General features: G+C 45.5%; 25 protein-coding genes and 1 pseudogene. 15 read left to right on the top strand and 11 right to left on the bottom strand.

Features of this window, described 5'->3' with window-relative positions; all coding sequences use genetic code 11:
* Positions 1 to 5: 5 nt before the first annotated feature.
* From secD to queA, 4 genes are read right to left on the bottom strand one after another with little or no spacing between them, the layout of a single operon-like run.
* On the bottom strand, positions 6 to 1,856 hold the full coding sequence (secD, locus tag EKN56_RS04455; RefSeq protein ID WP_130590700.1) for a protein translocase subunit SecD: 1,851 nt from the start codon (positions 1,854 to 1,856) through the stop codon (positions 6 to 8).
* Positions 1,857 to 1,901: 45 nt separating this feature from the next.
* Positions 1,902 to 2,234 (bottom strand): preprotein translocase subunit YajC, encoded by a 333-nt coding sequence (gene yajC / locus EKN56_RS04450; protein WP_130590699.1) that lies wholly within the window; start codon positions 2,232 to 2,234, stop codon positions 1,902 to 1,904.
* 40 nt (positions 2,235 to 2,274) lie between these two features.
* The gene (gene tgt / locus EKN56_RS04445) at positions 2,275 to 3,399 is read right to left on the bottom strand and encodes a tRNA guanosine(34) transglycosylase Tgt (protein WP_130590698.1); all 1,125 of its coding nucleotides are present in this window, start codon (positions 3,397 to 3,399) and stop codon (positions 2,275 to 2,277) included.
* A 48-nt stretch (positions 3,400 to 3,447) separates the two neighbouring features.
* Positions 3,448 to 4,524, bottom strand: a complete 1,077-nt coding sequence (queA, locus tag EKN56_RS04440) for a tRNA preQ1(34) S-adenosylmethionine ribosyltransferase-isomerase QueA (protein ID WP_130590697.1) — start codon at positions 4,522 to 4,524, stop codon at positions 3,448 to 3,450.
* 178 nt (positions 4,525 to 4,702) lie between these two features.
* Here queA and EKN56_RS04435 point away from each other — a divergent pair, with 178 nt between their 5' ends.
* A complete protein-coding gene (locus EKN56_RS04435; protein WP_130593598.1) occupies positions 4,703 to 5,284 on the top strand; it encodes an acyl carrier protein phosphodiesterase in 582 nt (193 codons plus the stop codon).
* A gap of 229 nt (positions 5,285 to 5,513) precedes the next feature.
* Positions 5,514 to 6,116: a peroxiredoxin C gene (locus EKN56_RS04430; RefSeq protein WP_130590696.1), complete on the top strand. Its 603-nt coding sequence runs from the start codon at positions 5,514 to 5,516 to the stop codon at positions 6,114 to 6,116.
* Between the two features lie 452 nt (positions 6,117 to 6,568).
* On the opposite strand, the gene proY is transcribed toward EKN56_RS04430, so the two are convergent.
* Positions 6,569 to 7,936 carry a proline-specific permease ProY gene (gene proY, locus EKN56_RS04425; protein ID WP_130590695.1) on the bottom strand — a complete coding sequence of 456 codons (1,368 nt, stop codon included), beginning with the start codon at positions 7,934 to 7,936 and terminating at the stop codon, positions 6,569 to 6,571.
* An 85-nt stretch (positions 7,937 to 8,021) separates the two neighbouring features.
* Entirely contained in the window at positions 8,022 to 9,344 is a 1,323-nt protein-coding gene (brnQ, locus tag EKN56_RS04420; protein WP_130590694.1) for a branched-chain amino acid transport system II carrier protein, read from the bottom strand.
* Between the two features lie 583 nt (positions 9,345 to 9,927).
* Between brnQ and EKN56_RS04415 the strand changes: the two genes are divergently transcribed.
* The 3 genes from EKN56_RS04415 to EKN56_RS04405 all read left to right on the top strand — a co-directional run bounded on the left by EKN56_RS04415 (position 9,928) and on the right by EKN56_RS04405 (position 12,327).
* Positions 9,928 to 11,400 (top strand): DNA-3-methyladenine glycosylase 2 family protein, encoded by a 1,473-nt coding sequence (locus tag EKN56_RS04415; protein WP_168189608.1) that lies wholly within the window; start codon positions 9,928 to 9,930, stop codon positions 11,398 to 11,400.
* On the top strand, positions 11,397 to 11,912 hold the full coding sequence (locus tag EKN56_RS04410) for a methylated-DNA--[protein]-cysteine S-methyltransferase (protein WP_210405333.1): 516 nt from the start codon (positions 11,397 to 11,399) through the stop codon (positions 11,910 to 11,912). The genes EKN56_RS04415 and EKN56_RS04410 overlap by 4 nt, the downstream gene beginning before the upstream one ends.
* A gap of 91 nt (positions 11,913 to 12,003) precedes the next feature.
* A complete protein-coding gene (locus EKN56_RS04405; protein WP_130590692.1) occupies positions 12,004 to 12,327 on the top strand; it encodes a YnfA family protein in 324 nt (107 codons plus the stop codon).
* A 103-nt stretch (positions 12,328 to 12,430) separates the two neighbouring features.
* Here EKN56_RS04405 and EKN56_RS04400 read toward each other — a convergent pair whose 3' ends face one another.
* Entirely contained in the window at positions 12,431 to 13,339 is a 909-nt protein-coding gene (locus EKN56_RS04400) for a bifunctional helix-turn-helix transcriptional regulator/GNAT family N-acetyltransferase (RefSeq protein WP_130590691.1), read from the bottom strand.
* Between the two features lie 189 nt (positions 13,340 to 13,528).
* Here EKN56_RS04400 and EKN56_RS04395 point away from each other — a divergent pair, with 189 nt between their 5' ends.
* Both EKN56_RS04395 and EKN56_RS04390 read left to right on the top strand, forming a co-directional pair.
* Complete coding sequence (locus tag EKN56_RS04395) at positions 13,529 to 14,161, top strand: LysE family translocator (RefSeq protein ID WP_130590690.1); 633 nt, start codon at positions 13,529 to 13,531, stop codon at positions 14,159 to 14,161.
* 129 nt (positions 14,162 to 14,290) lie between these two features.
* Positions 14,291 to 14,581 carry a hypothetical protein gene (locus EKN56_RS04390; protein ID WP_130590689.1) on the top strand — a complete coding sequence of 97 codons (291 nt, stop codon included), beginning with the start codon at positions 14,291 to 14,293 and terminating at the stop codon, positions 14,579 to 14,581.
* 65 nt (positions 14,582 to 14,646) lie between these two features.
* Here EKN56_RS04390 and proA read toward each other — a convergent pair whose 3' ends face one another.
* The 4 genes from proA to frsA all read right to left on the bottom strand — a co-directional run bounded on the left by proA (position 14,647) and on the right by frsA (position 18,835).
* Positions 14,647 to 15,900 carry a glutamate-5-semialdehyde dehydrogenase gene (gene proA, locus EKN56_RS04385; RefSeq protein WP_130590688.1) on the bottom strand — a complete coding sequence of 418 codons (1,254 nt, stop codon included), beginning with the start codon at positions 15,898 to 15,900 and terminating at the stop codon, positions 14,647 to 14,649.
* Between the two features lie 11 nt (positions 15,901 to 15,911).
* Complete coding sequence (gene proB / locus EKN56_RS04380; protein ID WP_130590687.1) at positions 15,912 to 17,015, bottom strand: glutamate 5-kinase; 1,104 nt, start codon at positions 17,013 to 17,015, stop codon at positions 15,912 to 15,914.
* A gap of 113 nt (positions 17,016 to 17,128) precedes the next feature.
* Positions 17,129 to 17,533, bottom strand: a complete 405-nt coding sequence (gene crl, locus EKN56_RS04375; RefSeq protein WP_130590686.1) for a sigma factor-binding protein Crl — start codon at positions 17,531 to 17,533, stop codon at positions 17,129 to 17,131.
* 54 nt (positions 17,534 to 17,587) lie between these two features.
* On the bottom strand, positions 17,588 to 18,835 hold the full coding sequence (gene frsA / locus EKN56_RS04370) for an esterase FrsA (RefSeq protein ID WP_130590685.1): 1,248 nt from the start codon (positions 18,833 to 18,835) through the stop codon (positions 17,588 to 17,590).
* 621 nt (positions 18,836 to 19,456) lie between these two features.
* On the opposite strand from frsA, the gene EKN56_RS04365 reads away from it, so the two are divergent.
* The 8 genes and pseudogenes from EKN56_RS04365 to EKN56_RS04340 all read left to right on the top strand — a co-directional run bounded on the left by EKN56_RS04365 (position 19,457) and on the right by EKN56_RS04340 (position 25,474).
* Positions 19,457 to 19,984: a Csu type fimbrial protein gene (locus EKN56_RS04365; protein ID WP_130590684.1), complete on the top strand. Its 528-nt coding sequence runs from the start codon at positions 19,457 to 19,459 to the stop codon at positions 19,982 to 19,984.
* 45 nt (positions 19,985 to 20,029) lie between these two features.
* On the top strand, positions 20,030 to 20,557 hold the full coding sequence (locus tag EKN56_RS04360) for a Csu type fimbrial protein (protein WP_130590683.1): 528 nt from the start codon (positions 20,030 to 20,032) through the stop codon (positions 20,555 to 20,557).
* 5 nt (positions 20,558 to 20,562) lie between these two features.
* A complete protein-coding gene (locus tag EKN56_RS20860; protein WP_142665320.1) occupies positions 20,563 to 20,760 on the top strand; it encodes a hypothetical protein in 198 nt (65 codons plus the stop codon).
* On the top strand, positions 20,738 to 21,130 hold the full coding sequence (locus tag EKN56_RS04355; RefSeq protein ID WP_168189607.1) for a Csu type fimbrial protein: 393 nt from the start codon (positions 20,738 to 20,740) through the stop codon (positions 21,128 to 21,130). Before EKN56_RS20860 ends, EKN56_RS04355 begins: the two co-directional genes overlap by 23 nt.
* A 27-nt stretch (positions 21,131 to 21,157) precedes the next feature.
* Positions 21,158 to 21,952, top strand: coding sequence for a fimbrial biogenesis chaperone (locus tag EKN56_RS04350; protein ID WP_130590681.1), 795 nt, complete (start codon positions 21,158 to 21,160; stop codon positions 21,950 to 21,952).
* Positions 21,953 to 21,963: 11 nt separating this feature from the next.
* A pseudogene (locus tag EKN56_RS21545) lies at positions 21,964 to 23,679 on the top strand (fimbria/pilus outer membrane usher protein); the annotation flags it as partial.
* A 98-nt stretch (positions 23,680 to 23,777) separates the two neighbouring features.
* The gene (locus tag EKN56_RS21440; protein ID WP_260676982.1) at positions 23,778 to 24,485 is read left to right on the top strand and encodes a FimD/PapC C-terminal domain-containing protein; all 708 of its coding nucleotides are present in this window, start codon (positions 23,778 to 23,780) and stop codon (positions 24,483 to 24,485) included.
* On the top strand, positions 24,482 to 25,474 hold the full coding sequence (locus tag EKN56_RS04340) for a Csu type fimbrial protein (protein ID WP_168189606.1): 993 nt from the start codon (positions 24,482 to 24,484) through the stop codon (positions 25,472 to 25,474). The genes EKN56_RS21440 and EKN56_RS04340 overlap by 4 nt, the downstream gene beginning before the upstream one ends.
* Positions 25,475 to 25,517: the final 43 nt, after the last annotated feature.

The following is a 25,517-nucleotide window of genomic DNA, read 5'->3' as shown; positions in this document are numbered from 1 at the left end:
ACTCCTTAAATAGACAGCTTGGTAATACGCTTGCCGCCGTACGCCAGGTTAACAATGGCGCGCGTACCTACAATCGCAGTGAACATGGAAGTCAATACGCCGATAGACAGCGTAATGGCAAAGCCTTTAATCGAACCAGTACCTACAGCGTACAGAATCGCGGCAGTAATCAGCGTAGTCAGGTTAGCATCCAAAATACTGCTGAATGCGCCCTTATACCCTTCATGAATCGCCTGTTGGACACTTCGTCCATTTTTCAGCTCTTCTTTTATCCGCTCGTTAATCAGTACGTTAGCATCAACCGCCATACCTACCGTCAGTACAATACCGGCAATGCCCGGCATACTTAGCGTTGCCCCCGGCAACAGCGACATGGTACCAACAATAAGAATAACGTTAACCACCAGTGCCGCACTGGCCATCAGGCCAAATACGCGATACACCAGCAGCATAAAGATCACCGATACCATCAGACCCCAGAAACAAGCTTCCAGACCCTGAGTAATATTCTGCTGCCCCATTGATGGACCAATAGTACGCTCTTCAACAATCTGAATTGGCGCGATCAGTGCACCCGCGCGCAGTAGCAGTGAAAGCTGACGAGCTTCAGCGGCATTATCAATACCGGTAATGCGGAAGCTGTTGCCCAGACGAGACTGAATGGTCGCAACGTTGATCACTTCTTCTTGTTTTTCAAGAATCGATCTACCGTTAGCATCCTTCTTACCGCTGTCTTTATACTCTACAAACACCGTGGCCATATTCTTGCCAATGCTGTCTTTAGTAAAGTTAGACATGATATTACCACCGGCGCTGTCCAGAGAAATGTTCACCTGTGGGCGTCCATACTCATCGCTGCTGGAAGTAGAATCGGTAATGTGATCGCCGGTCAGAACCACTTTCTTGTATAACACCACAGGGGAGTTATCACGGCGGTACTTCACTTCAGATTTACTACGGTCGCGACCGCGTAATACCGAAGCGGCATCAATGCTGGTATTTACCAGACGGAACTCAAGTGTCGCTGTTGCACCTAAAATCTCTTTAGCGCGGGCGGTATCCTGAATACCGGGTAATTCAACCACGATACGGTCAGCACCCTGACGCTGAACCACTGGCTCTGCAACACCTAGCTGGTTTACCCGGTTACGCAGAATGTTAACGTTTTGCTGAACCGCATATTCGCGTGCTTCACTTAAACGTTCTGCGGTCATCTGGGTGGTAAAGCTGTTGTTGGAACCCGGAGTAATAATCAGATCGCGGTGACGAGGCGTCAGAAAATCAATCGCTTTAGTACGCGTATCCGCATCAGGAAAACGAGCCTCAACGCCGAAGTTGCTGCTTTTCACTATTTCAGAATAAGCAATACCTTCGGTATGAAGTTCACTTTCAATAGAATCTTGCGTTTGCTCTTGCAGCTTGGACATTGCGGTATCCATGTCCACTTCCATCAGGAAGTGCACACCACCGCGCAGGTCTAGGCCCAGTTTCATTGGCTCTGCGCCAATTGTCTGTAGCCAGGCTGGTGTAGCCGGAGCAAGGTTTAATGCAATAACAAACTGATTTCCCAGCGATTCTGACAGGATTTCCCGAGCCCGTAGCTGAACATCAGTATTATCAAACCGTACCAGTAAAGAACCATTCTCTTCCAGCGCTGCCGATTTGATAACAATATTCTGTTGCTTCAGTGCATCTTCTACCTGACCCAACGTAGCAGTACTGGCGGTGCCACCGCGCACCCCAGTAATCTGAATCGCCGGATCCTCACCATAAATGTTAGGAAGCGCATAAAGCAAACCGATGCCGATCACAAAGACCAGCATCAGATACTTCCATAAAGGATAACGGTTTAACACAATAGTAGTTTCCCTTCGGGAAAATCAAAAAGTATAGCGCTCAAATTAGAGCGCTTTCATTGTGCCTTTAGGCAATACAGCCGCAACGAAGTCACGTTTGATGGTTACTTCAGTTGTATCATTCAGAGCAATAACGATGTAGCCAGTATCAGAAACTTTAGATACGCGACCCACTAACCCACCGGTGGTTAATACTTCATCACCTTTAGTAATGGAACTCATCAGGTTCTTATGATCTTTAGCACGCTTCTGCTGTGGGCGCAGGATCATAAAATAGAAGATCAAACCGAAAACTACCAGCATGATAACTAAAGAATATGGGCTGCCTTGAGCTGGTGCACCGGCTGCGGCCACTGCGTCAGAAATAAAAAGACTCATTAATGAGATTCCTCTGTTGTTATGTTGATGAATATATGAATTATTTAACTAATGGCGGAACAGCTTTACCTATCCGCTCATAAAAATCAGTAACAAAGCGCTCTAATGTACCTTGCTCAATGGCCTCACGCAAACCTGCCATTAAACGCTGGTAGTATCTCAGGTTATGAATGGTATTTAACCGCGCACCCAATATTTCATTACAGCGATCAAGATGATGCAGATATGCCCGACTGTAATGGCGACAGGTGTAACAGTCACAGTGTTCATCAAGCGTAGCGGTATCATCTTTATGTTTTGCATTACGGATTTTAACCACTCCATCCGTAACAAACAAATGTCCATTGCGCGCATTGCGCGTTGGCATCACACAATCAAACATGTCGATGCCCCGGCGAACTCCCTCCACCAGATCTTCCGGTTTCCCAACCCCCATCAAATAGCGAGGTTTATCTTCCGGAATTTGAGGACAAACATGCTCTAAAATGCGATGCATATCCTCTTTTGGCTCACCAACGGCCAAACCGCCGACAGCGTAACCGTCAAACCCTATCTCTACCAGCCCTTTTACAGAAACGTCACGTAAATCTTCGTAAACACTGCCCTGAATAATACCAAACAGCGCATTTTTATTATTCAGTTCATCAAAGCGTTGACGGCTACGTTTCGCCCAGCGTAAGGACATCTCCATGGAGCGTTTCGCATAATCCCAGTCTGCCGGATATGGCGTACACTCATCGAAGATCATCACGATATCAGAGCCGAGATCGTATTGAATTTCCATCGATTTTTCCGGGCTAAGGAATATCGAGTCACCATTAATAGGGTTACGGAAATTCACTCCTTCTTCGGTGATTTTGCGGATATCTCCCAGGCTAAACACCTGAAAACCACCGGAGTCGGTCAGAATAGGACCATGCCACTGCATAAAATCGTGCAGATCGCCATGCTTACGCATGATCTCCTGCCCCGGACGTAACCATAAGTGAAAGGTGTTGCCCAGAATGATTTGAGCACCAGTGTCTTTCACCTCTTCGGGCGTCATGCCTTTCACCGTACCGTAGGTACCGACTGGCATAAACGCCGGTGTCTCTACCGTGCCGCGTTCAAAAACTAAACGACCGCGTCTGGCGCGACCATCTTTTGTCTGTAATTCAAACTTCACGTAAAACCTCCGCCACCAGATAAACAGTCTGGAGCTTGTTTCTGTTAATTACGATTTCCCACCAGGGATTTCATTAATCGCTTCCGGATTACGGGTAATGAACATAGCATCCCCATAGCTAAAGAAACGGTATTGCTTCTCGACCGCCTGCTGATATGCCCGCATCGTATTGCTGTAACCGGCAAATGCCGATACCAGCATGATTAGCGTTGATTCAGGCAGGTGAAAATTAGTAATCAAAGTATCAATAACCCGGAACTGATAGCCGGGATAAATAAAGATGCTGGTATCGCCAAAAAATGGCTCAATTAAGTCTTGTTTCGCTGCCTGAGCCGCGCTTTCCAGCGATCTGACCGAAGTGGTTCCCACCGCAATGACTTTATTGCCCCGGGCTTTACAAGCTAATACGGCATCGACCACTGATTGTGGAACTTCTGCGTACTCAGCATGCATCACATGTTGTTTGATATCATCAACCCGCACCGGCTGGAAGGTTCCTGCTCCTACATGCAGGGTAACGAATTCCATATTGACCCCTTTGGCACGCAATGCTTCCAATAGCGGCTCATCAAAGTGTAAGCCTGCCGTTGGTGCAGCGACCGCGCCGGGGCGCTGGCTGTAAACCGTTTGATAAAGTTCACGGTCAGCATCTTCATCGGGTCTGTCAATATAGGGTGGTAATGGCATATGCCCGGCGGCATTAAGAATCGTCAGAACATCGCGGCCATCGGTAAAATGAAGCTCAAATAACGCATCGTGACGTGCTGCCATAATGGCCGGAATAGATTCATCATCTCCCAGCAATAGCTCTGTTCCCGGTTTTGGTGCTTTAGAAGCACGAACGTGGGCCAGTACTCTTCTATCGTCCAACACTCGTTCAACCAGAACTTCAATTTTCCCACCGCTGGCTTTCTTGCCAAACAGTCGTGCCGGAATCACTCTGGTATTATTAAATACCAGTAAATCACCGGGGTTTAGCTTATTCAGCACATCGGTAAATGTGTCATCAGAGAGTGTGCCGCTAATACCGTCGAGAGAAAGCATACGACAAGCGCTGCGTTCCGCCTGAGGGTAGCGGGCAATTAAGGATTCAGGAAGTTCAAATGAAAAATCAGTAACGCGCATGGGTTTTCAAATCTCAAAAAACAAGCGGCTTAGTCTAGAGCCAGTCGGATAAGGCTGCAACATATAAGGCAATAAAAGTATAAGAAAACCAGTAATAATCGACTTACTTCGCATAGTCTGGCAATCAAAGATGATAATAAAGCATATCAGTGATGTCAGATTACACTATAATTACCCCATGAATTTTCTTGCTCACCTTCATTTAGCCTCACTGGCCGACAGTTCCCTGTTAGGAAATCTGTTGGCCGATTTTGTACGCGGTAATCCTGACGGAGAATATGCTCCTGAAGTGGTTAACGGCATTATGCTGCATCGGCGTATCGATAAACTTACCGATAATCTTGAACCGGTGAGAGAGGCCCGTCGTCTGTTTAGCCAGCCTCATTATCGGGTGGCCCCTATTGCATTAGATGTACTCTGGGACCATTTTCTGGCCCGACATTGGGAACAGCTTGAGAATACGATGCCGCTGGTCGATTTTGTTGCTCAGGCGAAAAACAACATCGTTCCTCATTTATCAGAAACACCCCAAGGGTTCCAGCATATCAATCAGTATATCTGGAGAGATCGCTGGCTGGAGCGTTATGCTGAGCTGCCATTCATTGCTGATACCTTGCATAATATGGCCATTCGCCGCCCACGGCTGGAGGCGCTAAGCTACTGTATCGAGGATATTCAGCAACATTATCACCCATTAGAAGAGACATTCTTGCACTTCTACCCACAGATGATGGCGCAGGCAAAAGCAAAACAATTATAGCACTTTCATTTAGTTAGCTAACAAAGCTAAAGTAAATTACCGTATAGCCGCTTTACAGGGTATGATGTTATGGTTATGTTTACCATCTGTAATAAGTGCCCTGATTAACCATAGGCGGAAGCTATCTCAACAATCGGTCTGATATGCTTTGCGATCGATACCTTACTGCCTATACTGGCACACAAACTTTATTCCCTTATTTATCAACCTAATTGACAGGAGAGTTATTATGGTTCTGGTTACTCGCCAAGCCCCTGATTTTACTGCTGCAGCTGTTCTTGGTAACGGCGAAATCGTTGAAAACTTCAATTTGAAGAATCATCTGAATGGCAAAGCAGCTGTGCTGTTCTTCTGGCCAATGGACTTTACTTTCGTATGTCCTTCTGAACTGATCGCTTTCGACCACCGTTATGAAGAATTCAAAAAACGCGGTATCGAAGTTGTTGGTATCTCTTTCGATTCAGAGTTCGTACACAACGCATGGCGTAAAACCCCAGTAGACAACGGCGGCATCGGCGAAGTTAAATACGCAATGGTTGCTGACGTTAAGCGTGAAATCCAACAAGCATACGGTATCGAGCATCCAGATGCTGGCGTTGCTTTACGTGCATCTTTCCTGATCGACAAAAACGGTGTTGTTCGTCACCAGGTAGTTAACGACCTGCCACTGGGCCGTAACATCGACGAAATGATCCGTATGGTTGACGCACTGCAATTCCACGAAGAGCACGGTCAAGTGTGCCCAGCTCAGTGGGAAAAAGGTCAGGAAGGCATGAACGCATCTCCGGATGGCGTTGCTAAGTTCCTGTCTCAGAACGCTGGCAAGCTGTAATTAGCTGCTTGTTCTGATTCTGATATTGAAAAGAGCCGCGATGCGGCTCTTTTTTTTGGGTATTAGTTAGCCATTGTTTTTAGCTTTTGGCCTTGACCTTAGCTTTTGTCTTTGCCCTTCACTATGAGCACTTGAATTCAGCTGACGACTGAGAGAGGGTAGCACGCCAAACATGGATGTTTGGCGAGGCACTGCTTCGCCGGGAGCGAATCAGTGCCGGTGCGTAAGCCCGAACGAAGGAGGAAGGAAGTCGCCTAAGCGACCTGAATTCCTGTGCGAAAGCGTGGGAGTGCAGAGGGGGGTCGCTAACCCCCTCTGCTCGGCCGTTACACTGGCGTTGAGGTAAACTCAACACTATTACGGACGAAACTTACACCAAGACCAACATACCCAACAAAAAATGGCCACGATTATCGGGGCCATTTTCAACTAAATCCAACTAACAGCAGCAATTAACCTGCTTTCTTCGATCCCATACCCTTCAAATAATAAACTGCTACCAGCAGTGCTATCCAGGCAAAACCTACATACAGCGAGATACGCGTAGTTGGGAAGTAACCAATCAGGCCGATGATGCCAAACAGGAAGATCAGAGCGATAACAGAAGTGGTAGTCCCACCGCGTAGAGGGAAATCCAACTTGCTGATTTGATCTGGCGTTAACTTACGACGGAAGCCAATTTGTGACAGCAGGATCATAATCCATACCCATACGGTGGCAAAGGTTGCCAGCGAAGCAATAATCACAAAAACGTCTTCAGGAATAATGTAGTTCAGGTAAGCCGCAACCAACAGGCCTGCCATCATAAACAGTACGGTAATCCACGGTACACCGCGTTTAGACAGCGTAGTGAACATTTTTGGTGCCTGACCCTGCTCAGCCAAACCGTACAGCATACGCCCTACGCCAAATACGTCACTGTTAATTGCTGAAAGTGAAGCGGTAATGACCACAAAGTTCAGAATGCCGGCTGCGGCGGTAATACCCAGATTTTCAAAGGTTAGAACAAATGGGCTACCATGAGTACCTACCTGATTCCACGGGTAGATAGACATAATAACGAACAGCGTACCCACATAGAAAATCAGAATACGGAAAGGTACGGAGTTAATCGCTTTTGGAATAGTCTTCTTCGGATCTTCAGCTTCACCAGCGGTGATACCGATAATCTCAATACCACCATAAGCAAACATCACCATTTGCAGAGACAGAATCATACCAATAAAGCCATTGGCGAAGAATCCGCCATTGGTCCATAAGTTATGAATACCCGTTGGCTCACCCTGATTACCAAAGCCCCAAATGATGATCCCAATACCTGCCAGAATCATAATAATAATGGTGGCAACTTTGATGAACGACAGCCAGAACTCAAACTCACCGAATACTTTGACGTGCACCAGATTAATCGCACCGATAATCAGCACCACACTCAGTGCCCATACCCAAAGCTCGACGTTCGGGAACCAGAAACTCATATACAAACCAAAAGCCGTCACATCGGCAATGGCTACAATCAGAATCTCAAAGCAGTAGGTCCAACCGGTGATATATCCCGCTAATGGCCCCAGATAATCCTGTGCATAGCGGGAAAAAGCGCCAGCCTGCGGGTTATGAACGGACATCTCCCCCAGCGCTCGCATAATAATAAAGGCAAAAACACCACCGATAAGATAGGCCAATAAAACACTAGGCCCGGCCATTTTTATTGCACTTGCAGAACCGTAGAACAATCCGGTTCCTATCGCTGACCCCAACGCCATAAAACGGATATGACGAGCGGTTAAGCCTCGTTTAAGTTTATTGGTTTGATTTTCCATGCCGAAGTTACTCGTATTTTCTCGTTATAACGCCGCAGATTGAGACCGCGGCGTTTATTATCAGTAAATAATACCCTGTCTTAAATTACGTTCTGGTTGCTTCCTGATGCAAAGGCATTAAGCGATCGACAATGACTGCAATCACTAATGTTATAACCGCAGGAGGTAGCCATGCCAGCCCCTGCTGTGCGCCAGGAAGATTATCAATCCAGCTCGGTAAAATGTGCGCAATTGCTGATGCTTTGATGCCATCCAAAATACCGACCGCTGATGTTACCAGCATTACCGGGATCATAATACGACTTTCAGAACGCCACATGCGACTGGTAAAGCTTAATACAACCAACGCGATACAAGGAGGATAAATTGCAGTTAATACCGGAACCGAGAACTGGATCAGATGACTTAGCCCTAAATTAGAGACCACCATGGAGAAAATAGCCAGAATAAAGACCAGTGTACGATAGGACAACGGCAGTAATTTAGAGAAAAACTCCGCACAGGCGCAAGTTAAACCAATTGCGGTAACCATACAGGCAATAAAGATCATTGCTGCCAGAAAGAAGCTACCAAAGCCACCAAAGGTGTGTTGAATATAGGCATGAAGAATCACTGCACCATTAGTCGCATCAGGTACCAGAGAACCACTGCCAGAACCTAGATTGAACAGGCTCAAATAGACCAGCGTCAAACCAATACCCGCTATCAGACCAGCGACGACCGTATAACGCGTTAATAATGTAGGACTGGAAACACCGCGAGAACGGGCCGCATTAACAATAATGATGCCAAACACCAGCGCCCCTAAGGTATCCATGGTCAGATAACCTTCAACAAACCCTTTGGAGAATGGGATATTCTGATAAACCTGTATCGCTGGTAGATGCTCCCCGGCAGGCCATAGCAGTGCAGCAATACCTAAAACCGCCAGTGAGATAATTTTTAACGGGGCCAGAAAACGCCCAACGGTGTCCAGCAGTTTGCCCGGATAGAGAGAAACCAGAATCACCAGCGAAAAATAGACCAGACTATAAATGAACAACGGTAAACTACTGTCTTTATTGGATAATAGTGGTGCAATACCCAGCTCAAACGATACCGTCGTGGTACGCGGCGTGGCAAACAAAGGGCCTACTGCTAAATAGCAGATGGTCGCCAGCAATAACCCTGCTTTATGACCTATCGGAGAACTGAGCGCTTCAATACCCCCGCCCACTCTGGCCAGTGCAATCACGGTAACTACCGGCAAACCCACAGCAGTTAACAGAAAACCTAATGACGCAATCCAAACGTTTTCACCAGACTGTAACCCTACCATTGGAGGGAAAATAATATTGCCGGCACCCACAAACAGGGCAAACGTCATAAAGCCTAAGGCGATAATATCTTTAGAACTCAGTTGTTTCATATTAAACCATTACATATTTATTGAATCATCCGCCAGAAATGTTGTTTTTTTCACATCGCAAATGCGTTGTATTAACCCCGTTTAACAGCACAGTGGCCTGCCTTAATGGCATTTTAACAACATTAAATTGGATAATTTATATACTAAAAAAGATGATTTTGTGGTGATTCCACCAATAACGGCGCTAAGTAAACACAATAATAGCCATAGAAAACAAGTCTTATTGGCGATCACAGAACAATTATCTAAACAAAGGTTAAATAGCAGTCTGAATGACACGCATTTTAGCATAAAAATCTATTAATTCATTCACGATTAGCTCATTTTTTAATCTTAAATAAAAACCGTTGCTTAGGGTTATTTTACTTTCGAAAGTATCCGTTGAAATTTTCAGTCCAGAAAATATCTAACGGTGTAATTGAGAGGATTGAGGATTTTACTGCGGTCACAATAATCCCACAGAACATCCACCAATTTTTACTTCATCTGTGGATTCTGCTATCAGGTCAAAGGCAGATAAGATAGTTTATTCAGGTAACGGTATTGAAGGTAAACGATGACAGTCACAACACAAGGCGCCGCAATGAAATTTAAGCCATTACGCTGGAGCGATGACTTCATGTATCAGGCAATTCTGAATCACGAGCAGAAGTATGATGGCAAATTTCTTACCTGTGTAAAATCAACGGGTATCTATTGCCTGCCCTCTTGCCCGGCCAGAAAGCCTTTGCTAAAAAACATTCGCTTTCTGGCAACGGAACAGGAAGCCGTCGCCGAAGGATTCAGAATCTGTAAACGCTGTCGTCCCGATCTGTTTTACCGGGGAGAAAGCGTTGATGAAAATCTGTTTATTGAGATGCTATCCCGTATTCGCACCTGTCCCTCCTCATTTACCAGCGTCAACTCACTGGCCAAAAGCTGCGGGATCAGTACCACTAAACTTAATGAGTTAATTCGCCTGCATGCCCATCTTTCACCCGCTGATTTACTCAATCGTGAACGGATCAACGCAGCCTGTATTGAGCTGATTCATTCATCACAGCGTATTCTGGATGTTGGTCTGACCGTTGGTTTTGAAAGCGAAGCCAGTTTTCATCGGCAATTTGCTGCCCACATGTCCATGACGCCCAACGCCTGGCGCTTATTGAATAACAGCAATGAATTTACGCTAAAATTGCCCGATGACTTCAGCCCTGATTACGCCTGGCGCTACCATTTGCGTGATAAAGAGAGTCTTTCTGAATATCTTGATGAGACTGGTTTTACTAAAGCGCTGTGGGTTCATGGGTATCCAGTGGTTATTCATCTGCATATTGATGAGCATACTGCCTGTTGCCGTTGGACGCTTCCTGAGGAATTTACCACCAATAATGAACAACCTGTGGGAGTAGAAATTCATCGGCAGGTGATGCTGTTGCTGGGGCTGAATACCGATGTGCAAGGGTTTCGCAGCAGTGCCCGACAAAACAAACATATGGCACGATTAATTGAATCCTGTTCTGCCATCTATGTCCCTATGACGGCCAATCCTTTTGAATCGCTGGTATGGGCAATTATTGGTCAGCAAATCAACCTGACCTTTGCCGCAACATTACGGCAGGCGCTGATTCAATTAGCCGGCCCGGTCATCGGGCAAAACGGATTTCGTATTCACCCTTCTGCCAAAGAAATAGCAGCGCTGGAACCGCATCAACTCACCGACATTCGATTTTCTCAATCGAAAGCTCAGTACCTTATCGGCGTTGCTAAAGCGATTGTCAGTGGAGAACTCGATTTGGAGCAATTAGCTCTGGGTTCTGCTGTTGTGGCTGAAAGAAAACTGTGTGAATTAAAAGGCATCGGCCCCTGGACCGCTCGTTATACGCTAATGCGCGGTATGGGATTTGCCGACTGCGTTCCGGTTGGGGATAGTGGCCTTTACACTGCCCTACAGCAATTCTACCAGTTAGATAGCCGCCCCAATGCGGCTGAAACCGAACAGTTAATGAAACCATTTAGTCCATTCCGTACACAGGCAACCACCTGTTTATGGGAAAGCCTGAGGAAAAAATCATGAGACCAATGAGCAAGAGTCTGATAAACGCCAAAACGATTGGTATCTTTGACAGCCAGTTTGGTTCGCTGTCTGCCTGGCTAGATGAGTCAGATAAACTTATTCGTCTGTCATTTCATACCCAAAAGGATCTGGAATATGCGAAACGGCTTGAAGTGGCACGTGATGATCATAAAGTCGAGTTTGTTGCCCGCCAAATCCGTGAGTATCAGCAAGGCGAAAGAGTCGATTTTGATTTACCGATTAATCTTTATGGTACGCCATTTCAGATAAAAGTCTGGAATGAACTGTGCAATATTCCATTTGGCGAAACCATAAGTTACCAAACTCTGGCAACCCGAGTCGGCAATCCAAAAGCCTCCCGGGCAGTCGGAGCTGCTAACGGAAATAATCCGGTCAGCCTGATTATTCCTTGTCATCGAGTGATCGGAAGTGACGGTTCGTTAACCGGTTATGAAGGCGGAATACCCATTAAAGAAAAGCTATTAGCTTTTGAGAAACAAAATGCCGGTTAATGATGCCCTAAATGGCCCCACAGGACGCTGACAACACATCATGGTAATATCAAGGAATTAATGATTATACTCGGAGCATTACCGACATTTTATGGTTAAAACGCTGCTGTTATTTATTGCTACTGCTTTAGCGGAAATTGTTGGCTGCTTTCTCCCCTATTTATGGTTAAGAAAGTCAGCCCCGATTTGGATATTGTTACCCGCTGTCGGTAGCCTGGCGCTATTTGTCTGGCTGTTAAGCCTTCATCCTGCCGCCAGCGGTCGGGTTTATGCTGCCTACGGTGGTATCTATATTGCTACCGCACTGGTTTGGTTAAGGCTGGTGGATGGCATCAGACTATCAATGTATGACTGGCTGGGTGCCACAGTGGTTTTGGCTGGCGTATTAATTTTAGTTTCTGGCTGGAAAGCCTGAAGTTCAGTATTTCCCACATAATATCCCTTGCCCGGCTGTTACACATCGCCGGGCAAGGTAGAATTTACAGATGAAGCATTCTCTATACTAACGGTATCTGTTTTTAACGCAGTTTCTTCACCATCAGCACTTCACATGCATGATGACCACTCGCCCCAACCCTTTCCTCCACATACTCAAACCCCACTGATTCATACAATTTCAGGGACGCTTTTAGCGTTGCGGTACTCTCCAGATAGCAATAGGCATAACCCTGCTGACGGGCGAATTCCAACGCAGTAATCACCATACGGCGGGCAATACCCATGCCCCGGACAGACGGTAAGAAATAGAGCTTCTGTAATTCACAATATCCATCCTCCATTGATGCGATACCGACACCACCGGATACGATGCCATCCAGTTCAACGACCCAATAAGCACTGCCCTGCTGGTTATATACATCTGATAGTTGATGAAGTATTGGATCGGAGAAGCTAAAACCTTCTTGCCCTAACAAACCATATTCGCCAAATACGGACATGATAATCTCAGCAAGCGCTGCATTATCTCTGGCTTCAATTGGGCGAATGGTAATGGTTCTGGAAGACTGTCTGGCGACACTCTGTATCGCTGAGACATATTTCTTCATTGAAGACATCAACGTTTGATACTCATCTGAACCCAGTTGCTGAAGAATTTTGGCGTTGTAAGCATTAGCCAGACTATTCAGTTGTTCCAACTGTTTCCTGCCAGCTTTGGTTAACTGGTTCAACGTGCTGCGGCCATCAACCGGGTTAGGATATATCTCTATCAACCCCTGCTGTTTTAACCCTTGCAGAATACGGCTCACGCTGGATTTATCGACCTTAAGTACTGTCGCCAGTTCCAGGCCAGATAAAGGATGTTCATCAAGTTCAATCAGACTATGGGCCTGCAAAGGGGAAAGCTGAGTTCCGCTCACCCACTTATCCATTACCCCCAGTTCTCTGACTAAAATTCTTGATAGAAAGCGTAAAGATGTTGGTTCCATATCGCACTCAAATATAGTACTTAATATCAACTTAATTTAGTTGATATTAACAACCAATTCAATATCCAGCGATAAAAAAATTAAATCGGTGCAATAACAAATCAATGATTGATTATTGTTGAAAAAATCAGCTATAACAGAAGTGCTCCCACCCGATTAAGCCAATTCACCGACCAGAAGGTATGACTTATGCCTGATACATCACAGATTATTGCATTTTCAATTTTGTCTTTAGGCATGGCATTAACGCCTGGTCCAAATATGTTGTATCTGGTCTCTCGTTCTATCTCTCAAGGGCGGGTTGCCGGGTTGATCTCATTAACCGGTGTTGCTCTGGGCTTTGTGTTGTATATGTTATGTGCCGCTTTTGGTATCACTACGCTTATGCTGGCAGTGCCTTATGCTTATGAAGCCCTATGCTTTGGTGGGATGATCTACTTACTGTATCTGGCATGGCAGGCTGTTAAGCCCGGTGGGCGTTCACCATTTCAGGTCAAAAGTTTACCTAAAGACAGCCCTAAGAAGCTGTTCACTATGGGGTTTATCACTAACTTGCTCAACCCCAAGATCGCCATAATGTATTTGTCCCTGTTGCCACAGTTTATTACGCCTGACCACGGTAGCGTACTAACACAGTCACTGGTTTTGGGTTCAATCCAAATTGTTACCAGCGTCACCATCAACGCAATGATTGCGATTATGGCGGGTTCTATTGCCGGTTTTCTAACGGGAAGACCCGCATGGATGCTGGTTCAGCGCTGGTTGATGGGCACAGTTCTTGCCGGTCTGGCGGTAAGAATGGCATTTGAAGCGCGCAGATAATGTTCAATGGTTCATTATCCACATAATAATTATTGTTTATCTTTATAATTTCACTTATAAATTATTCCGTTATCAAAACTAGTCTATATTTATTCAGGTGTGGATTATCAACTTATTAATGGAGTGATTATGGGTAAGGTATTAATTGTCTCATTGCTATCTCTGTTTGTGCTGGCTGGTTGTAACAGCGCACCAGAGGTAGGCAACTGGTCAAAGGCAGGCGCATCAGCACAAACCGCTGACACTGACCGGGTCCAGTGTGAGAAAGAGAGCAGATCGTCTGCCAATAACAGCTATCATTCCGACCCACTCAATGAAACTGGTTCCGATGAAACCGTGAATAAAATTCTGGTGAAAGAACAACAGCAAGTTGATCTGGTTGGTGAATGCATGCGTGAAAAAGGCTATACCAACTTTTAAGCTAACATTGCTGCAAACAAAAAACCCGCCGTTAGCGGGTTTTTTGTTTTAAGTTGGCAGAACAATTAACGACGAATTAAATCATCACCGAAGCCAATCCACTTATAAGTGGTTAATGCTTCCAGCCCCATCGGGCCACGAGCGTGAAGCTTCTGTGTACTAACAGCAACCTCAGCCCCTAAACCAAACTGCCCACCATCGGTGAAGCGTGTGCTGGCATTAACATATACCGCCGCAGAATCCACCTCATTAACGAAACGGTCGGCATTGATCAGAGAGCGCGTTAAAATAGCATCCGAGTGAGCGCTACCGTGTAAACGAATATGTTCAATCGCTTCATCCAACCCTTCAACAACGGCAACGTTCAGATCCAGTGACAGCCATTCGTTGTCATACTCTTCATCATTTACCTGTACAACTTTCACTTCCCCACCGCTGAGGTACATCATCGCTTCAGGTGAAGCATGTAGCGTTACACCACAGGAGTGCATTTTCTCTGCCAGCTTAGGCAGAAAAGTCGAGGCAATCGCACGATGTACCAGTAACGTTTCCAGAGTATTACAGGTGCTTGGGCGCTGAGTTTTTGCATTCTCAATAATCATCAGCGCTTTATCAAAATCTGCACACTCATCAACAAAGGTATGACAAACGCCAATGCCGCCGATAATCACAGGAATCGTGGAATTTTCTTTACATAACTTATGCAGTGCAGCCCCACCACGAGGAATGATCATATCAACATAACGGTCGAGTTTAAGCAGCTCATTGATTAATGCGCGATCCGGATTATCAATGGATTGCACTGCCGCTGCCGGTAAACCACATTTTTTAAGCGCCAGTTGAATCACTTCAACCATCGCCTGATTGGTATTTACCGTCTCTTTTCCACCGCGCAGAATCACTGCATTACCGGTTTTCAGACATAACGAAGCAACATCAATAGTGACATTAGGGCGCGACTCATAAATTACCCCGACCACACCAAGAGGAACCCGACGGCGCTGTAACTGCAGACCGCTGTCCATCAATGCCCCATCGATAATATGACCAACAGGATCGGTTAGACGGTAAACGTGACGCACATCATTGGCAATTGATGCCAGGCGGGATGGCGTCAACATCAGACGATCGATCATCGCCTCGCTCAGGCCAGCCTGTTGTGCATTCGCGATATCTTTTTCATTCGCAGCCAAAATAGTATCGCTGTTAGCTTCCAGTGTGTCAGCCATCACGGCCAGCGCCTGGTTTTTCTTGGCTGAACTCAACACCGCTAATTGATAAGATGCCTTTTTAGCGGCCATCCCCATTTGCTCTAACATTGCTAATACTCCTAGTTGATGATCATGTCGTCGCGGTGAACTGCAACCGAACCATATTCATAACCTAATATTTCATCAATTTTCTGAGAATGGTGCCCTGCAATCATACGCAATGCGTCACTGTTATAACGCGCTACACCGTGGGCCAAATCACGCCCGGACAGATCGCGAATACGAATAACCTCGCCGCGAGAAAAGTCGCCTTTTACCTGCTTAATACCTTTCGGCAACAGCGAACTTCCCCGCTCCAGCATGGCCTGAACAGCACCATCATCAATGGTAATTTCACCCGCTGGCGGTGCACCAAAAATCCAACGTTTGCGGTTCTCAAGAGGTGATGTCTGAGCATGGAAGCGTGTACCAACAGAGATATCATTGATCACATCGCCAATCACTCCTGGCTTGCTACCTGCGGCAATGACCACCTCAATCCCGGCTCTGCCTGCAACATCGGCTGCCTGTAATTTCGTTGCCATCCCCCCAGTTCCCAGTCCGGATATGCTGTCACCGGCAATAGCCCTCAGAGCACTATCAATACTGTGAACTTCACGAATTAATTCTGCGTCCGGATTATGGCGAGGATCGGCAGTAAATAATCCCGACTGATCGGTTAGCAGCAATAGCTTATCGGCTCCACCGAGAATCGCTGCCAGCGCAGAAAGATTATCATTGTCACCGACTTTAATTTCTGCCGTCGCTACTGCATCATTCTCATTAATCACCGGAACAATTTGGTTATCCAGCAGAGCCTGCATCATATCGCGCGCATTTAAAAAGCGTTCACGATCTTCCAGATCGGCACGGGTAAGCAGCATCTGGCCAATATTGATGCCATAAATTGAGAACAGTTGTTCCCAAAGCTGAATTAATCGACTTTGCCCTACTGCCGCCAGCAATTGCTTGGAAGCAATGGTCGCGGGCAATTCGGGGTAACCAAGATGCTCACGTCCGGCGGCAATTGCGCCAGAAGTGACGATAATAATGCGATGACCAAGTGCATGCTGTTGCGCACACTGACGCACTAATTCAACAATATGGGCACGGTTTAAACGCAGTGACCCGCCTGTAAGTACGCTGGTTCCCAGTTTAACCACCAACGTTTGGCTGCTATTCATAATGTTCTGCCGTTGAATATCAAGAAAGGATGCAAGAAGACCTTTTTAGCAGGTGTGACGCGTTATGCCAACAGGCATAACGCGAAATAGGCGAGATTTGGAGAAAAAATTGATCAGACGGAAAGTTTATCCGGACTTTTTGCTAATTCAGTCTGGGCTTGCCGAAAACTGAGTTTAATCGATGTCAGATAGTCCTGAAGTTTTTGCTGAAAGGCGTGCAAATTTTGCTCAACTTCCTGTTGAATATCCGCATCCTTGATAGTTTTTACCTGCCACTCACCGACTTTATCAAACAGTCCGATTTGGCAACTGTAAGTGAAGCCCTGTTCATCAGCTTCAATATCCATCCACCATCCCCAAAACTCTCTTTTTTCCGGGGCTGGCTTGCTGCTAACGCAGACAGCCCAACAATCAAAAAAATAGTGATTCCCTTTACATTGAGACTCCCTGATATACGGTCCCAGAGTGATAAATTCTTTAATCAGCTTGTTTCTTGAATGACCATTTGCTAATAGCATGATGTAGCCCCAGTAAATTATAATTTAACAACTAGTTAACAGCCGCCGAGGATATTAGCATAACTTTTGATTAATCCACTCGCTTAATTGTTCCAGCCCGCTATTTAAATTACTGAGTAATGGCGTCGAAGCGACAGTGATTAATTTTCCATCACCAGTAGAAGACACTATCAGCTTTGATTCTGATAATGGGCTGAAAACGTCCTTCTCAAAACTGACTGAACACATAGGAATTGGACAGCGCCGCCCCAACAACCCTTGCGTTTTCAGCGAGTAGCGGCTTAGCTCGGTATGTAATAAATTATCGGTGGTTGAATCCATCTTCAGGCGGCTGGCGATCATATCCCGATAGACAATTGGCGTCTTAAGCTGGGTTTCTTTATTCACAAACAAATCGTGAACAATCGGGCCCAGACAGGCGACACCACGCAGACGGCGTGACTCCAGATATCCCAGACGAACTGCCACATTTGCGCCAAAACGTATGCCCAACGCTACGACACGCTGATGATCAATCCAGGGCACCTGATCCAACTGATTCAGCACCTGCTGATGGAGCAAACTGGTATCTTCGGTTAAGGTCCAGCGAGATGAAAAACCAAGGGAAGGTAAATCAACACACAGCATCGCAATGCCTTTTGGTGCCAGATAATTCACAAACAGAGGATAATAATCGTTCTGTAAATTATCTAATCCTCCGCACAATAACACCGTCGGATGTGGCCCTTTTCCCTTAGAAGGAATATGCAGAAAACCGGTCAGATTACCGCCATCAACTTTAAAATCGATAGATTTCAGCTCAAAGGGTAAATAGTTTGCGGCTTCTTTATAGGCTCTGTCAGCCAATAGCTCCGCCTGCTCCGCTAACTGATCGCCTCGCAAGTGAGGATAGCTGGCAATGCTGTAGAAATGAGAAGCTTTTAACCAGTAACTGCCAGCCGTTATCGGATCCTGACACGCCAGATCTAAGGCTTTTTTCTGCCAGACCATGCCCTCTTTTGCCCACTCGTAAATCCAGTTACCACCCCGATAGCCAACAACCGTATCTAATAGCCCTTCATCCGTTCGTTCATTAGGAGAAGCGGCGATACGTGCCAGAACTTCTTCAGCTTCGATAGGATCAACACCACGCCAGGACCATATGGTTTTATTGATCATACGATACCAGTTGGACTGGGTTTCTCCTTCCAGCGACGATTGAATACTGGCATTGGTTTGTTCTATACGCTTAACCAGCGTTGAGGTTTCCGGATGTTTAAAAGAGGGTTTAAACAGCACTTCTGAAAGATTAGCTTTTGGCATGATGGTGCAACAATCTCCTGTACAGGCTTATGTTTATTACTCGGCCTGAATAACATGATTTCACCAGTGTACCCAATAAATGGTAGCAGATGAAGTCAACAACTGGATAATTACACAGCCTTACTTTTCACTACCAATATAAGTATTAGAACAATTAACAACTGACGTATTAATCGGAAATAACCCAAGTCAACATGTTATATATATAAGTTATATTTTAATTACCACTTAAATTAATTTTCATTAATAAAAATACTTTTGTCTCAATATTTAAAGTTAGACTAACATCTAATATTAATTAATCACATCGTGTTTGACACGGTTGAAATTAATACCCCACAAAAATTATATTGATAATTTAATAAATTGATTTATAAGATAAAAATAATTTAAAAGCATAAAAAAACCATTCAAAAAAACAGAAAACCGCCAATATATAGCACTGAAGCTAAAAATATCATTATGTTTAATTGAAGATTTTAGAATCATTACTATATTCATAGATATCTGAACAGAAATAACCTATCAGATTGAAAATGCAAATCACAACACCTCCATTTTTATTGCGGTGGGAAATAGATCGTCATTTAAATATGCTTTAGTCATCTTGGGAGCAAAGACATGAAGAAAGTTTTTCTTGCATTAACCTGCATAACATCACTCGTCAGTTCAGCCACTGTCTTTGCTGCAGGCAATGGCCAGGTAAGCGGTACATTAGGCGTGCAACTAACTATTACTAATGGTTGTGCAATTAATGGCAATAGCGTTCAGGGTTCACCAACGGGATTGGGTACACTGGACTTTGGTAGTCATTCTACATTAGCTAATAATATTACAGCACAATCAGCCAGCAGCAGCAGTGGCACCATCAAAGTTCAATGTACTAATACTCTACCCTATACCGTCACTCTGGACAGTGGCGAACATCCTACCGGTACACAACGTCGTTTGGCACAGGGAACTGAATTTATCAATTACAACCTCTATCAGGATTCCCTACGCGCCGTACTTTGGGAAGATACAACACTGTTAAGCAGAACCTCAACTGGCGCACCTGATGATCTGACCGTATATGGTTTGGTACCACCACAAAATACACCATCAGCGGGCATCTACTCGGATACCGTTCTGGTTACTGTGGACTGGTAATCTCCAACTTTAGCCACGTGTACGCAACGAGTATCAGGGGTAACAATGCATCTTTGGTTTAAAGCCTGTCAGTGCATCTTATTGGTAATCAATATTATTACCCCCTTATCGGCGTTGGCAGTAACAATAAAATCTGCAACGGTTTCCATTACTGCTAACGTCATTCCCGCCTGCAGTGCGGGTTCTACCACCGGAGGAACCACAACCTTTGGTGTCATGAATTTTGGTACTCACAGTACATTAAGTCGAGAGATTAAGCTGATTGGACAAAGCAACGCCGGAGCCATTCTGGTGCAGTGTGCACCCGGAGTTAATTATCAAATTGTTTTAGGAGCAGGAAAAAGCGGCAATGTAGCACAGCGCTATATGACAGGCAGTCAGTCCGGTCAACGGGTCAGCTATAACCTCTATAGTGACGCTAACTACACCGCTATCTGGGACGATACTCAAGGTATTACTAAAACCGCTAACGGCCTGCAGGAATGGGTCAATGTGTATGGATATATTCCTGCACAATCAACTCCGGTAGCCGATAGCTATACCGACACGGTGCAAGTAACAGTAAGTTGGTAATAAAAATGAGAACCACTATTCCTGCTTTTATGATCGTTATTTCTACTCTGGGTCTGATTCTGACTTGCCTCGCCATGGCTACTGTGGTTTACGCAGACACTCGAACCAAAGACGTCAAAATCAATGCCACCATCACTGCTGGCTGCATTCTTGGCTCAGCGGGCAATGATGCTACCAGCTTTGGCAGTAATCAATTTTGGTAACAACATCTCCTCACTGTTCAGCAATATCGATGTGACATCAATACAAAACGCCGGCTCAATCATGGTGAGATGTACACCAAAAACCAATGTCACGTTGGGGATCGACAGCGGATTGAACAGCGGAGGGGCTATTGGTACTGGTCGGTTAATGAAACTCACCACGGGTACCAACACCCTGAAATATCAGCTCTACCAGGATAGCAATCGTTCCACCATTTGGGGAAATGGCAGCAATGGCGGACAAACTTTGATGGTCGTGAGCGATGGTAGCGTACAAAAAATCGATATTTATGCTCGTCTGTTTGCCTCTGCCTCGCTACCCGCTGTGGGGCAATACAACGATACCGTACTAATTACCGTTAGTTATTAAACTATTATGTTTACGGATGAAAGATCTATGACACTGATAAAACGACCTGTATTACTGATCACTTCTACCCTACTGTTTTTCTGTTTTTATTTTCAATCACTGTCTTATGCCGGTTCAATTCTTATCTGGCCAATCGATCCGGTTATTGAAGATGAACAAAATGCTACAGCTATCTGGTTGGAGAATCAGGATAGTAAACCCGCCTATATGCAAATTCGGGTGCTGGAGTGGCAACAAAGCTCCGGTGAAAACCAATATCAACGGCAGTCGGACATTTCGGTTAGCCCACCTTTCGTTCTGATTGAGCCGGGAAAACGTCAGATGGTTCGTCTGGTAAAAAATATCAAAATCCCGGCAAATCAGGAAAAAGCCTATCGAATTCTGGTGGATGAAACGCCAAGAGCTAAAAAAGATAGTGAGCCAGAGGATAGCCAGAGTGTCAGTATCGGTGTGAAATTCCAAATGCGTTACTCCATTCCACTGTTTGTTAGCGGTCAGGGGATTTGGACCAATCCTGATTACAACAAAAACAGAGACATTAAAACAGCAACGACGCCGGAACTCAGTTACCAGATAAGCAATCTGAATGGGCAATCTTATCTTAACGTCAGGAATGACGGTAAGGTTCATGCTCGCCTGTCAAAATTGAGCAGTTTATCCGGAAACAAAGCTACAACGCTGGTAGATGGTCTGGTGGGATATGTACTGCCCGGTTCGGCCATGAGTTTCCCTGTTTCTAAAAACAGTCGGGCTTCGAGCTATGACAAGCTACAGGCGCTGATTAATAACGATCCCGATCCGGTTCAACTACTCAAACGCTAGCGCCGGTCAAGATGATAATTAACACAGCAAGAGAATTTGATTTCAGTGTGTTTCTGCGCGACACACTGTTTAACAAAGTCTTATTGCCTTTGAATATTTTACTGGTTTCCCTGCCGCTAATGGCTGTATCACCGACGCCATCAGCGAGCGAGTCATCGCTATCAGAGAGGCCGGATGCGCCACCGCGTCCGGTTTCTGATACCGATGCGCTGCCAGAAATGTCACTGATGTTAGAAATTGTCATTAATGGCCGTCAGACACAAGATGTCACTCCCGTTGCTTACCGTTCGGGCCATTACTACATCACCGCTGAAGCCTTTAATCGCCTCGATTTACCGCTAAAAATTACCGATGCCCCGGAAGTTGAAATCGATACGCTTAAAGATGTGCAAGCCAGTTATGAAAGTAATACTCAGCAATTGTTAATCACGGTGCCATCCGACTGGCTGCCTGAACAGAAAATAAAAGATTATAAAGCCCAATCCTTTGAGCAGGCAGAAAGCACGCTTGGCCTTCTGTTTAACTATGATATCTATGCCAGCCATAACTCTGGCGACACAGAAAGTAATGCCGTTTCTGCCTATACCGAACAGCGTTTATTAGGTGCCATCGGTGTTCTTTCTAATAATGGTGTCTATAACCAGAATCTGAATTCAGACACCAATAGCAGTACTAACAACCGCTACCTTCGTTATGACACCAAATGGTATTACAACGATGAAAAACACATGCTGAAATACAGCATTGGCGACATTATTACCGATGCGCTTCCCTGGAGTACTTCCATTCGCCTTGGTGGGCTACAGATTGGTCGTAATTTCTCAACCCGTCCGGATTTAATTACTTACCCCTTACCACAGTTCGCCGGACAGGCAGCCGTCCCCAGCGCTGTTGATGTTTACATCGATAGTTACAAGTACTCCAGCTCCAATGTAAACCCTGGTCCCTTTACCATTGAAACCGTGCCTTACATTAATGGGGCTGGTAATGCTAACGTGGTGGTAACCGATCCTTTAGGCCGTCAGGTTAATACGTCAGTATCGTTTTACGTTTCCAGCGAGCTGTTACAGCAAGGGCTGAGTGACTTTAGCCTGTCAGCGGGAAAGATACGTAATAACTACGGCTTAAAGAATTTTGATTATGATAATAATGCCGCCAGCGCCACCCTGCGCTATGGTTTAACAAACTGGATGACGCTGGAAGGTCGGGCAGAAGGAGCCAGTCAGTTAAATGTTGAAGGCGTGGGTGCCAATATTAAACTTGGCTCCTTTGGTGTTTTAAGTGGTTCATACAGTCAAAGCCATGCACAAAAAGACGCGTTTCAGGCAGTAAATGCCCCCACACTATCGCCTGATATTGCACCGTCTGAAAATCACTCTCTCAATGGCAATCAAAGCTCTGTTGGTTATTCTTACACTCAACGTTATTTCGGAGTCAATGCTCAGAGAGTCATTCGTCGCGATGGTTATGGCGATCTTTCCAGCTATAAAAGTACCTACCGCTTAGACAAACAGGTTGACCAAATTACGGCTAACACCTCTTTTGACCAATATGGTTCTATCGGTGTTGGCTACTTTGATGTCCATCAGTCTGATAATCATCGCTTTCGATTGCTAAACCTGTCTTACAGTACCCCTCTGTTTAAAAACAGCAGCCTGTATGCTTCGGTTAACCGTGAGATTGGCGCTTCCAGTTACAGTGCGCAGATCATTATTAGCCTTCCATTAGGTGATTGGGGCGGCGCTTCTGTCAGTTCCAGCCGTGATGAAAACAATAACTGGCACATCAGGCTAACTATAACCGGGCTGCGCCTACTGACGGCGGATTGGGATGGAGCCTCTCCTATGCTAAAAACCCTTCCGGACAGACGGATTACAAACAGGCCAGTCTTGACCTCTCGGCACGCAAAATGCGCCTTCAGGGAGGGATTTATGGCAGTGACCAACAAACCTACTGGGGCGAAGTCAGCGGTTCAGTGGTGGCGATTAAACAAAATCTCTACGCCTCCAGAACCATTAGTGACTCCTTTGCCTTAATCTCAACCACTGGTTATCCGGATATTCCGGTGCGTTATGAAAACCAACCGCTGGGGAAAACCGATAGTAATGGATACTTACTGATTCCAACGGTTACCTCATATACCCATGGAAAATATGAAATTGATCCAATAGGGTTACCTGCCGATGTAAAAGTTCCGGTGGTTGAACAATACCGTTCGGTCAAACAAAGCAGCGGAACCGTTATTGAATTTCCTGTCAGCAAGATCTTACCGGCCACCCTGACGCTGGTGGATAGCAACGGTACTCCACTCCCCAGAGGCAGCATTATCTATTTAAACGGCCAGGATAATGTGAGCTATGTCGGTTGGGATGGGGATTCCTATCTGGAAAATATTGCCGCAGAAAATAATTTAGTGGTTCAACGAGCGGATAACCGTGCTCAATGCTACGTTCACTTTACGTTACCAACACCAGAGCCCACAGGGGTCATTACGCTAAATACGCTGGTGTGTTCAGAAGAAGGAAAGCCATGAAGAACATATACAGCAAGCTATTACCGTTAATCTTAACGCGCTATATGATTCCGTGGGTCATTCTGTTTATTCTGCTCATGGCATCTCCGCTACAGGCTGCTACCTGCAGAATTACCGCCAGTCCCACACCAGAAGATCTTGGAACCACCAGCTCATTTAACGTCAATAGCGCCAATGGGCTAAGCACCTCCGGACCAGGTGGTATCGCCTGCTCAGGGCTAAGTATCGACCTGTTATCCGGTAGTGTATTAACCGGAACCTTGAAAACCACCACCAATAATATGAATCTGGTTAATACTCAAATTCCCGGTGCCAAAATTCCTTATATGCTATACGCCGATAACACCACCAGTTACCCTTTTATCAAAGATCAAAGCGTAAACTATGGTGCCGGCGGTCTTAATATTCTTAATTTGCTGGTGGTTGGGTTAGGTGGATCGACGACGATTTATACCAAAACTACCCCACTACAAAACATTCCTGCCGGAACCTATACGGATACCGTGACCATCTACTGGTATTCTAAAATGTGTCTGGCTAATCTGTTAGGCGCCTGTGTCAGTTTGTCCCCTCCTGACGAAGGTACCAGCACTATTCAGATCAAGCTGATTGTGACTAAAGATTGTCAAATCATCACCACCACCAATGTTGATTTTGGCAGCAGTGCTTTTGTCGATCAATTTCCGATAAAAGCAAACAATACAGTAACGCTCACATGCTCCGCTCAAACCCCCTATAAGACCTACTTCACTAATGGTGATAACTACAGCGATCCCTGGCGGCAAATGAAAAGTTCAGGAAACAATGTCCTGCAATACAATATCTATTACCCCGACAACACCACGGTTTGGAATAGCCTGTCCAAGTTATCCGGTTCCGGTAATGGACTGAGCCAAAGCCTGACCTACTCGGCAATCATTAACCCCAATCAACCAGCACAACCCGCTGGCAGTTATAGTGATACCGTCCAGTTTGTCGTGGAATATTAAGAAGTAATAAGTTATGTTTCCGGTGATTGTTTTTCATACAAGG

The organism is Limnobaculum zhutongyuii (assembly GCF_004295645.1).
GTDB lineage: Bacteria > Pseudomonadota > Gammaproteobacteria > Enterobacterales > Enterobacteriaceae > Limnobaculum > Limnobaculum zhutongyuii.
This window is presented reverse-complemented; position numbering and strand designations above follow the sequence as displayed.

What these genes read in the sequence shown, in the direction of transcription:
- proA (WP_130590688.1), bottom strand. Translation starts at nt 15,900, where the DNA reads ATGTTAGAGCAAATGGGGATGGCCGCTAAAAAGGCATCTTATCAATTA.
- EKN56_RS04400 (WP_130590691.1), bottom strand. Translation starts at nt 13,339, where the DNA reads ATGGAACCAACATCTTTACGCTTTCTATCAAGAATTTTAGTCAGAGAA.
- EKN56_RS04405 (WP_130590692.1), top strand. Translation starts at nt 12,004, where the DNA reads ATGGTTAAAACGCTGCTGTTATTTATTGCTACTGCTTTAGCGGAAATT.
- yajC (WP_130590699.1), bottom strand. Translation starts at nt 2,234, where the DNA reads ATGAGTCTTTTTATTTCTGACGCAGTGGCCGCAGCCGGTGCACCAGCT.
- EKN56_RS04350 (WP_130590681.1), top strand. Translation starts at nt 21,158, where the DNA reads ATGACACTGATAAAACGACCTGTATTACTGATCACTTCTACCCTACTG.
- EKN56_RS04365 (WP_130590684.1), top strand. Translation starts at nt 19,457, where the DNA reads ATGAAGAAAGTTTTTCTTGCATTAACCTGCATAACATCACTCGTCAGT.
- proY (WP_130590695.1), bottom strand. Translation starts at nt 7,936, where the DNA reads ATGGAAAATCAAACCAATAAACTTAAACGAGGCTTAACCGCTCGTCAT.
- frsA (WP_130590685.1), bottom strand. Translation starts at nt 18,835, where the DNA reads ATGCCAAAAGCTAATCTTTCAGAAGTGCTGTTTAAACCCTCTTTTAAA.
- EKN56_RS04395 (WP_130590690.1), top strand. Translation starts at nt 13,529, where the DNA reads ATGCCTGATACATCACAGATTATTGCATTTTCAATTTTGTCTTTAGGC.
- EKN56_RS04415 (WP_168189608.1), top strand. Translation starts at nt 9,928, where the DNA reads ATGAAATTTAAGCCATTACGCTGGAGCGATGACTTCATGTATCAGGCA.
- proB (WP_130590687.1), bottom strand. Translation starts at nt 17,015, where the DNA reads ATGAATAGCAGCCAAACGTTGGTGGTTAAACTGGGAACCAGCGTACTT.
- EKN56_RS04435 (WP_130593598.1), top strand. Translation starts at nt 4,703, where the DNA reads ATGAATTTTCTTGCTCACCTTCATTTAGCCTCACTGGCCGACAGTTCC.
- EKN56_RS20860 (WP_142665320.1), top strand. Translation starts at nt 20,563, where the DNA reads ATGAGAACCACTATTCCTGCTTTTATGATCGTTATTTCTACTCTGGGT.
- EKN56_RS04390 (WP_130590689.1), top strand. Translation starts at nt 14,291, where the DNA reads ATGGGTAAGGTATTAATTGTCTCATTGCTATCTCTGTTTGTGCTGGCT.
- crl (WP_130590686.1), bottom strand. Translation starts at nt 17,533, where the DNA reads ATGCTATTAGCAAATGGTCATTCAAGAAACAAGCTGATTAAAGAATTT.
- EKN56_RS04340 (WP_168189606.1), top strand. Translation starts at nt 24,482, where the DNA reads ATGAAGAACATATACAGCAAGCTATTACCGTTAATCTTAACGCGCTAT.
- brnQ (WP_130590694.1), bottom strand. Translation starts at nt 9,344, where the DNA reads ATGAAACAACTGAGTTCTAAAGATATTATCGCCTTAGGCTTTATGACG.
- EKN56_RS04410 (WP_210405333.1), top strand. Translation starts at nt 11,397, where the DNA reads ATGAGACCAATGAGCAAGAGTCTGATAAACGCCAAAACGATTGGTATC.
- EKN56_RS04360 (WP_130590683.1), top strand. Translation starts at nt 20,030, where the DNA reads ATGCATCTTTGGTTTAAAGCCTGTCAGTGCATCTTATTGGTAATCAAT.
- queA (WP_130590697.1), bottom strand. Translation starts at nt 4,524, where the DNA reads ATGCGCGTTACTGATTTTTCATTTGAACTTCCTGAATCCTTAATTGCC.
- EKN56_RS04430 (WP_130590696.1), top strand. Translation starts at nt 5,514, where the DNA reads ATGGTTCTGGTTACTCGCCAAGCCCCTGATTTTACTGCTGCAGCTGTT.